The sequence below is a fragment of the Neorhizobium galegae genome (assembly GCF_017877135.1).
GTDB lineage: Bacteria > Pseudomonadota > Alphaproteobacteria > Rhizobiales > Rhizobiaceae > Neorhizobium > Neorhizobium galegae_A.
In genome coordinates this window covers 31,748-43,535 of sequence record NZ_JAGIPH010000010.1, presented here as the reverse complement: position 1 = coordinate 43,535, position 11,788 = coordinate 31,748, and the positions used below count along the sequence as shown (strand labels likewise).

General features: G+C 60.7%; 7 protein-coding genes and 1 pseudogene. 5 read left to right on the top strand and 3 right to left on the bottom strand.

Annotation, left to right across the window (positions count from 1 at the left end; translation table 11 throughout):
• Complete coding sequence (locus J2858_RS21620) at window positions 1-2,055, bottom strand: hydantoinase/oxoprolinase family protein (protein WP_210106943.1); 2,055 nt, start codon at window positions 2,053-2,055, stop codon at window positions 1-3.
• 599 nt (window positions 2,056-2,654) lie between these two features.
• Between J2858_RS21620 and J2858_RS21615 the strand changes: the two are divergent.
• A pseudogene (locus J2858_RS21615) lies at window positions 2,655-3,233 on the top strand (cysteine hydrolase family protein).
• Window positions 3,234-3,277: 44 nt separating this feature from the next.
• On the opposite strand, the gene J2858_RS21610 reads toward J2858_RS21615, so the two are convergent.
• Together J2858_RS21610 and J2858_RS21605 are read right to left on the bottom strand one after the other, a co-directional pair.
• Window positions 3,278-6,664: a DEAD/DEAH box helicase gene (locus J2858_RS21610; RefSeq protein WP_245366986.1), complete on the bottom strand. Its 3,387-nt coding sequence runs from the start codon at window positions 6,662-6,664 to the stop codon at window positions 3,278-3,280.
• Window positions 6,665-6,916: 252 nt separating this feature from the next.
• Entirely contained in the window at window positions 6,917-7,813 is an 897-nt protein-coding gene (locus J2858_RS21605) for a LysR family transcriptional regulator (protein ID WP_210106942.1), read from the bottom strand.
• Between the two features lie 106 nt (window positions 7,814-7,919).
• Between J2858_RS21605 and J2858_RS21600 the strand changes: the two genes are divergently transcribed.
• From J2858_RS21600 to J2858_RS21585, 4 genes are all read left to right on the top strand, one after another.
• The gene (locus J2858_RS21600) at window positions 7,920-9,002 is read left to right on the top strand and encodes a 4-oxalomesaconate tautomerase (RefSeq protein WP_210106941.1); all 1,083 of its coding nucleotides are present in this window, start codon (window positions 7,920-7,922) and stop codon (window positions 9,000-9,002) included.
• A gap of 44 nt (window positions 9,003-9,046) precedes the next feature.
• The gene (locus J2858_RS21595; protein ID WP_210106940.1) at window positions 9,047-10,048 is read left to right on the top strand and encodes an ABC transporter substrate-binding protein; all 1,002 of its coding nucleotides are present in this window, start codon (window positions 9,047-9,049) and stop codon (window positions 10,046-10,048) included.
• 63 nt (window positions 10,049-10,111) lie between these two features.
• Window positions 10,112-10,879, top strand: coding sequence for an ABC transporter ATP-binding protein (locus J2858_RS21590; protein WP_432443391.1), 768 nt, complete (start codon window positions 10,112-10,114; stop codon window positions 10,877-10,879).
• Entirely contained in the window at window positions 10,866-11,642 is a 777-nt protein-coding gene (locus J2858_RS21585; protein ID WP_210106938.1) for an ABC transporter permease, read from the top strand. The genes J2858_RS21590 and J2858_RS21585 overlap by 14 nt, the downstream gene beginning before the upstream one ends.
• The last annotated feature ends 146 nt before the right edge of the window (window positions 11,643-11,788 follow it).

The following is an 11,788-nucleotide window of genomic DNA, read 5'->3' as shown; positions in this document are numbered from 1 at the left end:
TCAGTTTCCCTTCGCGTTCGGCCAGATCAGGAGGTTGCCGTGCGGGTCGACCTCGGCATAGTGGTCGGGCAGCAGCACGGTCGTCGTATCGTATTGACGGATGATCGCCGGCCCCGGGATTTTTTCGCCCATGGTCAGCTTGGAGCGATCATAGTTCGGCGTGTCGATCCACTGGCCCTTGAAATAGCTGGGCCGTGTCTCGATCAGCGCCCCGCCATCCGCACTGGCAGCGGCCGGCGCGGTTTCCTCGACCGGAAGTGTCGCCCCGGTCGCCACGACGCGAAGCGCGACCAGTTCAACCGGGACATGGAAGCGAACGCCATAGAGCCGTTCATGCGTTTCATGGAATTTATCGAAGACCGGCTTGAGGGCGCCCTTGCTGGCAAGAGTGTCGCCGTCGATATCGATGGTGACTTCGAAACCCTGCTGTTCGTAACGCAGGTCAACCGAGAAGGTCAGCTTGCGATCGGACGCCGGCACATGCTCTTCGTCAAGCCAGGCCTTGGCCTTGCCCTCCAGCTGTTCGAAGCGCGACCAGACGTCATTGGCATCGAGTTCGCGGGTCGAGCGGATGAAGGTCTGCACGAATTCATTCTTGAACTCGGATTCGAGGAAGCCGAGGGCCGAAAGAACCCCAGGGTTGCCGGGAATGACCACCGGATAGCATCCGAGCAGTTCAGCCATGGCATTGGCATGCAGGGGGCCTGCGCCGCCGAAGCCGAGGATGCCGAAATCGCGGGGATCGAGCCCGCGCTGAACGGTGATGACGCGCAGCGCCCCCAGCATCACCTCGTTGGCGATATCGATGATGCCCTGGGCGGCATCTTCGGGGGAAAGGCCGATCCTGTCGCCGATCTTCGCGACCGATGCACGCGCGCCTTCGACGTCGAGCTTCATGTCCCCGCCGAGCAGCACCGGCGGCAGATAGCCGAGAACGACATTGGCGTCGCTGACCGTCGGTTCCGTGCCGCCACGGCTGTAAGCGACCGGACCCGGGCGGGCGCCGGCGCTGCGCGGTCCGACCCGCAGCGATTTGGTCAGTTCGGAGACTTCGGCGATCGATCCGCCGCCTGCACCGACCGAGCGGACGTCGAGCGTCGGGACCTTGGCCGGGAACGAGCCGACCTCTGTCGAGCGGGAAATCGTCGGCTGGCCATCGAGGATCACGGCAACGTCGGTCGACGTGCCACCCATGTCGAAGGCCAGCAGCTTGCGGATGCCGGAGCGGCGCGACACCATCACGGTCGAGGTGACGCCGCCTGCCGGACCGGAGAGTACGGTATGGACTGGCCGATCGGAGGCCGCCTGGGCACTCATCAGGCCGCCATCGGATCGAACGATGTGAAGGCGTGCAGTGACGCCGATATCCTTCAGGCGCGCCTCGATCTGCGACAGATAGCGCTTCATGATCGGGCGCACGTAGTCGTTCATCACCGTGGTGATGGCACGGTCATATTCGCGGAACTCGGGCAGGATATCGGACGATACCGAAACGGGAATATCGGGATAGCGCTCGCGCACGATGGCGGCAAGGATTCGCTCATGTTCCGCGTTTGCATACGAATGCATAAGAGAGATCGTGAGTGCCTCGATGCCCGACGAGCAGAGGTCATCGATGAGAGCTGTGGCCTTCTCGCGATCGAGCGGCCGAACCACTTCGCCCTGGGCATTCATCCGCTCTGGAATGCCGCGCGTGTCGGCAAGCGAGGCCAGCGGATCGGGCTTGTCCATGACGATCCAGCCGAACAGCGGACCCGGCGTCCAGGACTTTGCCAGATGCAGCGTGTATTCGAAGCCCTCGGTGACCAGCAGGCCAACACGGGCGCCTTTTCCTTCGAGAACAGCGTTGGTTGCGACGGTGGTGCCGTGGAGGATGAGCGAAAGGTCGGCGGGAGAAATGCCCGCCTTCTCGCAGATCAGCTTCACGCCGGCGGCAACACCGATCGACTGGTCCTCGGGCGTGGAGGGCGTCTTGGCCTGATAGGTGCGGCGGGTGGCATCATCGTGAAGAAGAAGATCCGTAAAGGTTCCTCCGACATCGACTCCCAGTCTCATGATTTACCCCTTCTTGTTGATGGCATGCGAAGCGAGACAAAATGAATGCGCATGCAAGGAGACTATAAGAGGGCATCGGACGAAGGCGCAAGAATTTTTATCGGCGATGGCGCCGATTTTCTTTTGAGCATTTCCCGGGGGGCAGGTGGCCTCGTGCACCAAACAGTCAGGATTTTTGCCGGACGACGTTCTGTCTAAGATCGGGACGCAAAAGCAGAAGGCGCTGATGAGCGCGTGAAGATCCACGGCGTCCGCATCGTGCCGAACAGGCTTGTCCGCCTGCTGCGCCCCAAAGCAGATTTCGGCTGAAACTCCTGCAGGTTCCCTATCGCCTGTTGTTTCCGGTCATCCTCGAACAGGCTCGACCTGTTCGTTCCTTAGAAAAGCAGGGGCCCTACGCCATCACTCCGTTGCCCTGTCACTCTCCGCCTCGAGGGCCCGGGAGCGCGTCCTGACATTCTACCATGGCAGCGACCACAAGCGCCGTCTGCCGGTCACGCCGTTCGACCAGGCATGAGGGTGCTGTGCGCAGGCGGTTCTGCCATCTCCCTGCGGGAACCTCGACGGGGTCGTACGATGGGGTGGTCATGGAATTCAGGATGGCCGACGACAATTGGATCCACCTTTGCATCGACATGCAGCGCATGTTTGCCGAGCAAATGCCCTGGCATGTGCCGTGGATGCAGCAGGTGGCGCCTCAAATCCAGGAGGTCGTGGGGCGCCATGCACGGCGGACGATCTTTACGCGCTTTGTGCCGCCGAGGCAGGCTGCGGACATTTCCGGCACGTGGCGTCACTACTATGAAAAATGGGACGGGATGACGCTCGACCGGCTCGGGCCGGAGATGGTTGATCTCGTCCCGTCCCTGAAGGCGAATGTGCCGCCCGCAAGGATCCTGGACAAGATGACCTATTTTCCTTGGACCACAGGCGACCTTCATCTCCTTCTGGCAGGGGAGTGAGTGGATACACTCGTCCTGTTCGGAGGAGAAGCCGATGTCTGCGTTCTCGCCGCTGCACTTGGTGCCATCGACCTGGGTTACCGGGTCGTCCTCCTCAAGGACGCCGTTTGCAGCGGCGCCGACCAGACCCATGACGCTTCTCTGGAGGTGCTGGCTGATCGATTTTCGGTGCAGGTCAAGTTCCTGCAGACGGAGCAGTTGCTGCGGGCAGTGTAAGCGTTGTGTTTCAGTTCTGGACTTGGCGCCACCTTCACGCTGCGTCAGTCCTGCCTTTCGTTTCCGGCCCCTTTTCTGACACCGCGTTTCGACATTTTCTGTGCGCTTACGACCATCTTCTCGAAGAATTCGAGCGGCTCGTCACCCGCTGCTCGGCTGGCTTCGAACAGCAGGCGGTTCTTTTCCAAAACCGCACCTTCTGCTTTTGCAAAGGCCGCCCAGGAGCGGAGAGGCGCTTTTTCCCGAAACGTGACAGCTATCGCTTTTGGCCCGGCCTCCAGTTTGGCGATGCCGAGCCGTGCGGCAGCAAGCTGCAGGCGGGTTCTTCTGAGGAGCAGTTTTACGTCCTGCGGCGGCTCGCCGAAGCGGTCTTCGAATTCCTCTTCCAGATCCTCCAGCGATTTCGGTGCAGAAGCTCGGCCCAGTCTGGCGTATAGATGAAGCCGAACCGCCGGATCGGACACATAGTGTGCCGGTATCCCGCCTGAAATTCCAAAGTTCAGGACTGTCCGCTCCTTCATATCCTGCATCGGCTTGCCCTGAACCGGCTTGCGGAGCTTTGCGACCGCCTCCGCCAGCAGCGTCTGATAAAGACCAATGCCGATGGCCTTGATGTGTCCGGCCTGATCCTCGCCGGCAAGGTCGCCTCCGCCGCGTAGGTCAAAATCACGCATGCTGATTGACAGGCCTGAGCCGAGCCGATCGTTTTCGACGAGCATCGATAGCCGCAGCCGCGCTTCCTCGGACAGTTCCGTGTTCTCGTCCGTCATGAAGGTTGCCGCGCCTTGCGTGCCTGAGCGCCCGACCCGCCCGCGCAATTGATGAAGCTGCGCCAGTCCAAACAGGTCCGCGTGCCAGACGAAAATGGTGTTCGCCCGGGGAACGTCGAGGCCGTTTTCGATGATGTTGGTGGCCAGCAGGATATCGCCGTCGCCCGCCGCGAAAGACACCACCGCTTCATCCATGGCTGCTGCCGGCATCTTTCCATGCGCAACCCGGATCGTCAGCTCCGGAACGATCTTGCGCAGTCGCGCCTCGACCGCCGCGATGTCCTCGATGCGCGGCACGACGACAAAGCTCTGTCCGCCACGCCTGAACTCGCGCATCAGCGCGATGCGGACGGAAGCGCTGTCGAAAGTCGAAAGCGTGGTGCGGACCGGCAGGCGCCGACGCGGCGGTGTCGTCAGCAGACTGACCTCCTGGATCCCGACCATCGCTGATTGCAGTGTCCGGGGGATGGGCGTCGCCGACATGGCAAGCACATGCAGAGAGGGGGCAAGCTTGGTCATCGCCTGCTTTTGTCGCAGTCCGAAGCGGTGTTCTTCATCGACGATGAGAAGGGCAAGGCGGGCAAAACGCACATCTTTGGCCAGAATCGCCTGGGTGGCGACGACGATGCCAAGGCTGCCTTCGGCCAGTTCTGCCTTGACCTGCTTTGCCTCGGAAGCCGTGACGAGCCGCGACAGCATGCCGACCGAAACACCGGAGCCCGCAAAACGTTGCTCGAAGGTCGCAAAGTGCTGACGGGCGAGAACGGTGGTCGGCGCGATCATGACGACCTGCCCTCCGGCAAGGGCAACGGCCGCTGCCGCCCGCAAGGCGATCTCGGTTTTGCCGAAGCCGACATCTCCGCAGATGAGACGGTTCATCGGGCGGCCGGACGAAAGATCCGAGAGCACGGCATCGATGGCTTCGGTCTGGTCTGCCGTTTCCGCATAGGGGAAACGTCGCGTAAATGCGGTATATGCCGCTCGCGGCGGCGCGAAGGTGTCCGCGCGCGATGCCTCTCTCTGCCTGGCAATCTTTCCCAGATGCCGGGCTGTCGATCGAATATCCTGGGCAATTTTCTCGCGCTTTTTCTCCCAGGCCTCGGTGTGCAGCCGATCCAGCGTGACGGTCTGTGCCTCGGATCCATAGCGCCACAATTTGCCGAAATCTTCCATCGGCACGAGAAGCGACCCGCCGTCGCGATAGTCGAGGCGCGCCGCGTCGTGAGGCACGCCGTTTATGTCGAGGCTCTGCAGGTCTTTCAGAACGCCGACACCGTGCTCTTCGTGAACCACGACATCGCCGATCTGCAGCTCCGGCTCCGCCAAGAGCAGACGCGCACTATTCGTCCGGCTGGTTTGCTGGGCCGCAACGACGACAATGTTGTTCCTCTTGTCGACAAAGCCCTGCTCCAGCGCGCATGGCAGTTTGAGGAGGCTCCCGACCTCGGCCGAGATCGCTGCCTCCCAGGTGTCGATGGGCTGGGCGGTCGTGCCGGCTGCCTTTGCAAGCCGTCGAGACAGGGCTTCCAAGCTTTTGCCCGTCCCGGTGAGAACGATTTTTTGCCCTTGCTTCACGCGCTCCTGAACCAGTCTCGCCAGGGGCTTGCCAAGAGCGGAGGCCAAGCCTTCCATGGGCTGACTGTCCTCCTGTTCGAGGTCGAGGCCGTTTGCCTTCATGCCCTCAGCATATCGATCCCATTCCACACGGCTCAAGTAGAGCGACCGCGCGGAGCCGGTGTCGGTCTCACCGAGACGCGTACGGGCTTGCCGCGCATCGTCGATGATGTCGAGATAACGCTCAACGCGTGTTTCAGCGCCCGGGGCCAGATGTATGATCGCATCGCCCAAGACCTCCATGACGCTCGGCATGTGCTCATAGAGGCGGCACAGGATATGTTCCATCGTCCCGGACGTCGGGGCAGCTACGTCCAGTTCGGCATTCGTTGAGATGGCTTCCGTGGCCGGACCCAGACTGACCCGCTCCAGAAAGCTCTCCGTGCGCTGGGAGACGCGGTCGAAGCCCCGCAGCTCCTCGACCTCATCCTTCTCCGAGACGACAATCCGCATCGGGCCCGGCGCCCCCGCAGGGTAGATGTCTATCACGCCATCCCGCACCACCACCTCGCCGGGATCGTCTGCCACACCTTCCTCGATGTAACCGGTCTGCCGGACGAATTGCGAGAAAGCCGTGCGGTCAAACCGCTGGCCCGCCGCCAGATCGAACGTGCTGTCCTCGATGACCGCTGCCGGCGGAACACGTTGCAGCATCGCTTCGAGGGAGGTGACCAGGAGTTTAGGCGGGCCGCCGGGTTCCCTCCAGATGCGCAACGCATCCATGCGTCGGCCCATGCAATGCGGAGACGGTGGCACCCGGTCATAAGGGAGACAGTCCCAGGGCGGCAGGGCAAGGAACGGGATATCCGGAAACAGGGCACGGACCGCCGCTGCGATTTCGTCAGCGGCACTTTCGCTCAGCGCCACATAACATGTCGGCTGTCGCGCTTCTTTCAATGCTGCAGCCAACCGGGACGCAAGCAAACCGGCGGAGTATCTCGCCTTCTTTACCTTGAGGCCTTCAGAACGAGGCGCCGAAGCCCCTCCACCTTCGTCATTTATTTTACGCACATCAAGCCGCCGATTACCGCCGGGAAATGCCGGCATGCAAAAACGACCTCGCCAGCGTTGTGTTCCCTTGCCCCGGTGGCAACTGGTTGGAGCAGACCACGGCTTGGAGCCTTGAACTGCCGGCACTGCATAAAATCAAACTGCTGTTTTTCCTTACCTTAAGGAAACAGCGCTCGTCCCACTGTGTCACCTCCGTTCGGCAGCCGGATAACAGCACGCGGTGTCAGTGAGTCTCGCAAACCAGTCCTTCGGGAATCAAGCAGCACCTATCCATTTGCCTGTTCTTGACTACGGTGTTTTCCAGGTCTTCAGCAGCATCTCCACGAACTTTTCCGCCGCAGGAGACAAGACGCTGCTTCGCCTCTGCACGATGCCGATGGTTCGCGATACCACCGGGTTTACGATCGGCCGGGTGACGAGGAAAGGATGATCGTCTTGAGGTGTCGCCAGACGCGGCAAGACGGAAATCCCCAGTCCCGCCTCCACGAGGCCAAGCGACGTGTTGAGATGGGTCACCTCATAGAACCAGTTCAATTTTAAATTGTGTCGCGCAAGCGCTCCATCGAGCAGCGTTCTGTTGCCGCTGGAGCGGTCGACAACAACCAGCGGGTAGGGCTCCAACTGATCCCATTGGATGGTTTCGAATGCCGCCAGCGAATGGTCCTTGCGCATCGCCAGCACGAACGGATCATCTATCAGCGGCTCGAACGCCAGATCCGGATCTGAATTTCCCATCAGGTTGATGCCGAATTCGACTTCGCCTCGTGCCACCGCCTGCAGGCCTTCGTTCGCAGTCAAGTCTCTGATCCGCAACCGAATATGCGGATACTGCTTGCTAAAGGTTTTGATCACCGTCGGCAGGAAGTAAAACGCTGCGGTCGGAACGCAGGCCATGGTGATGAGCCCCCGTCGCTGTGCTCCGTCCTTCATCGCAAAAAGCGATCCGTCGAACTCCTCCAGCATCCGCCGGACAAGCGGCATGACCTCCTGCCCCATGGCCGTTGGAGCAACATGGCGGGTGGTGCGCTCCAGAAGAGGCGCCCCGATGGCCTGTTCCAGTTTCTGGATACGGCGCGTGAGCGCCGGTTGTGAGATGTGCAGCGCATCAGCGGCCCTGTGGAAGCTTTCCAGCTCAACCACAGCCTGAAATGCGCGCAAATCCAGAATTTCGCAATTGATGCTCATTTCGCAATAAACCCTCCGAACATTGCATTTAACAGAGTATCCGTCTTTCCCCATATTGCAACAACAAGCGACATTAATCCGCAGCATGCAAGACTGAGGCGAGGCCATGAACGATTTGCTCAAGATACCCTGTGTACTGATGCGAGGCGGAACGTCGCGCGGGCCGTTCTTTCTCGCCTCCGATCTTCCCCATGAGCGAGCCGCGCGGGATGCTGCCCTTCTCTCCATCATGGGTTCCGGACACCCGCTGCAGATCGACGGGATTGGGGGTGGCAATCCCGTCACGTCAAAGGTCGCGATTATCGGTCCTTCCACGATCAAGGGCGCCGATGTCGACTATCTCTTTGCCCAGGTCCGTACGGACCGGCAGTATGTGGACTATTCGCCCAATTGCGGAAATATGCTGGCAGCCGTCGGTCCGTTCGCCATCGAGGCCGGACTTCTTTCGGCGACGGGCGAGGATACGCTTGTGCGCATCCATAACGTCAACACCGGCAAGCTGATCGAGGCGAAGGTGCCGACGCGGGGTCGTGAGGTCATCTATCTCGGCGATGCTTCGATTGACGGCGTGCCGGGACTTGCAGCGCCCATCGCCTTGACGTTCATGGATGCCGCCGGTGCGAAAACCGGCAAGTTGCTGCCCACCGGCAAGGCTGTCGACACGATCGACGGGGTGGCGGTGACGGCCATTGATTGCGCCATTCCGATGGTGCTGATGCGCGCAGCCGATCTCGGCGTGACGGGTTACGAGGAACCGCAGGTGCTGACAGCCAATCGCGAACTCATCGAGCGCATGAGCCGCATACGCATCGAAGCCGGCAGGATGATGCGCATGGGTGACGTGGCTGACATGGTTATTCCCAAGCCGGTACTGATTGCGCCGGCGCGCAAGGGCGGCACTCTTTCGGTTCGCTACTTCATGCCGAATGATTGTCATCCGGCTCTCGCAACGACCGGTGCGGTTGGCATTGCAACCGCAGCCGTCACCGAAGGATCCATTGCCCATGATCTGGCAGGTGGTCTTTCCGTGCCGGCGATGGTGCGTATCGAACATCCGGCCGGCCGGCTCGACGTGCAACTGGAAATGCGAAACGGAGCGGTGACAGCCGGGCTGGTGAGAACGGCGCGAAGACTTTTTGAAGGCTTTGCCTTCGCCAAGCCAATGGCTGCGATTGAACACGCGGCCTGAAGACGTCCATATCGACGCATAACATCAACAGGGAGGAGACCCTCATGCGTAAATACTTGCTCGCAACAGCGGCATTCTGTGCCTTGGCAGCATCTGCCAATGCTGAATCCATCCGAATGAGCGTAGGCTCCTACAATCTCAATAATCTTCCGTTTCCGGTTGCCGACAGCCTTGGTTTCTACAAGGATGAGGGGCTTGACGTGACGACCGAGAACTTCGCCCAGGGCGGTTCCAAGGTGCTTCAGGCCCTTGTTGCCGGTTCGACAGACGTCGCCGTCGGCTTCTACGATCATACGATCCAGATGCAGTCGCAGAACAAGCACGTTGTCGGCTTCGTCCAGCTCGCCCGCAATTCCGGCCTTGTTCTCGCCGGCAAGAACGACACCGATTTCGACCCGGCCAAACCTGAAACGATCAAGGGCAAAAAGGTCGGCATCACGTCGCCCGGGTCCTCGTCCGATTTCTTCATTCGCTACTACCTGAAGCAGCACAAGCTCAGCGACGACGACATCTCCATCATCGGTGTCGGTTCGGGCGCTGCGGCGGTGGCCGCCCTGCAGCAGGGCAAGATCGACTTGCTCGTCAACTACGATCCCGCTGCGACGATCGTCGTGGAGCGTGGCCTGGGCAAGATCCTCATCGATGCCCGCAGCGATCAGGGTGCCAAGGACGTCTATGGCGGCATCTACCCGACCTCCGTGCTCTACGCGACGCAGGATTACATCAATGCCAATCCCGAACTGATCCAGAAGGTCACCAATGCGACGGTTCGGGCGCTGCACTGGATGAAACAGCATTCGGCCGAGGAAATCGTCGACAAGCTCCCCGAGGATTTCGTGTCCGGCGACAAGCAGACCTACATCAAGGCCGTTGAGGCGGCCAAGGCCATCTTCTCCGAAGATGGCAAGTTCGAGCAGGCTGACCTCGAAACGCCGCTCGCCGTTCTGAAGAGCTTCAACGAAGCCGTCGCCAAGGCCACGATCGATCTCAACACAACCTACACCAACAAGTTCGTCGAGGCGGCTGCTTCGAAGAGCGGAAACTGAGGGCCCGCCATGTCTTCGCCAGTCAGAAAGCTAGAGGCCGTGACAGAACTGAAACCCAAGCCGATGGTGGCGATCGACGACGTCACCATGGCGTTTGGTTCGTTCGTGGCCGTCCAGAACGTCAACCTGAAAGTCGGTGACGGAGAGTTCCTCTCGATCGTCGGCCCGACGGGGTGCGGGAAATCCACCATCCTCAACGCCATTGCCGGGTTGCTGAAGCCTGCTGAGGGCAAGGTGTCGATCGATGGCATCGCGGTCCAGGGGGTGCAGAACAATATCGGCTATCTCTTCCAGCAGGATGCGCTTCTGCCGTGGAAAACCGCGTTCCAGAACGTCGAGCTCGGCCTTATGTTTCGCGGTGTCCCGGAAGAGGAACGCCGCGCCAAGGTCTTCGCCTGGCTTGAGAAGGTCGGCCTGAAGGGCTTCGGCGACCGTTTCCCGCACCAACTGTCGGGTGGGCAGCGCAAGCGCGTCCAGATGGCGCAGGCGCTGATCACGGGCCCGAAGGTCATCCTGATGGATGAACCCTTCTCGGCGCTTGATATTCATACCCGCCACCTGATGCAGAACGAGTTGCTGCGTCTGTGGCAGGAAGATCGCCGCGCGGTGGTCATGATTACCCACGATCTGGAAGAGGCGATTGCGCTTGGAGACCGTGTCGTCGTTCTCGCTGCCGGCCCGAAGAGCCGTGTCATCGAAAGCTTCCCCGTCGATCTCGAACGGCCTCGCAACGTCGCCGAAATCAAACTCGATCCGAAATTCATGACGCTCTACCGCGATATCTGGGCGTCTCTGCGTGGCGAAGTGGAGAAAAGCTATGCAAGCCGTTAATATTCGCATCATCCAGATCGTGCTCCTGGTCGTGCTTCTGGGCGGATGGCAGCTTGGTGTCACCTCCGGTGCCATCGACCGGTTCTTCTTCCCGGCTCCCTATGACATCGTCAAACAGGTGATCGCCTGGGTCTCCGACACCGGCTTTTACAAGCATGTCGGCATCACGCTCAGCGAAACGGTGCTTGGCTATATCATCGGCACGGGTCTCGGCGTCGGCGCCGGCGTCTGGCTGGGTCTCAGCCCCTTTGTCGCCCGCGTGCTTGACCCGTTCATCAAGGCCGTAAACGCCATTCCGCGTGTCGTTCTGGCCCCCATCTTCGTTCTCTGGCTCGGTCTGGGTCTGTGGTCCAAGGTGGCACTCGCCGTCACGCTCGTCTTCTTCGTCACCTTCTTCAACGCCATGCAGGGCGTGCGCGAAGTGAACCCGGTCGTGCTGTCGAATACCCGCATCCTGGGCGCCAGGCGCTCGGATCTGCTGCGTCACGTCTACTTTCCGGCGGCGGCAACCTGGATCCTGTCGTCGCTGCGCACATCCGTCGGTTTTGCTGTCGTCGGCGCAATCATCGGGGAATATCTCGGTGCATCCGCCGGCCTCGGCTACCTGATTGCCCGCTCGGAAGGCAATTTCGATGCGGTCGGCGTCTTCGCCGGCATCATTATCCTGGCCGTGTTCGTTCTCATCATCGACCTCATCCTCGACTTTGCAGAAAAGAGGCTGATCACGTGGCGGCCGAATGCGGGCGAAGAGCGGCCTGCGTAAGCCTTCTTGCCCAGAAAAACCAAAACAAAGGATCGGCCCCGTCGGGCCGGTCCTTTTCGTTGATCGATGGTCACCCTGGCGCGTCACATGGGATGATCTAATGCGCGGCTTTGAGAGCCCGGCGACTGTCTGAAGCGACGGGATGT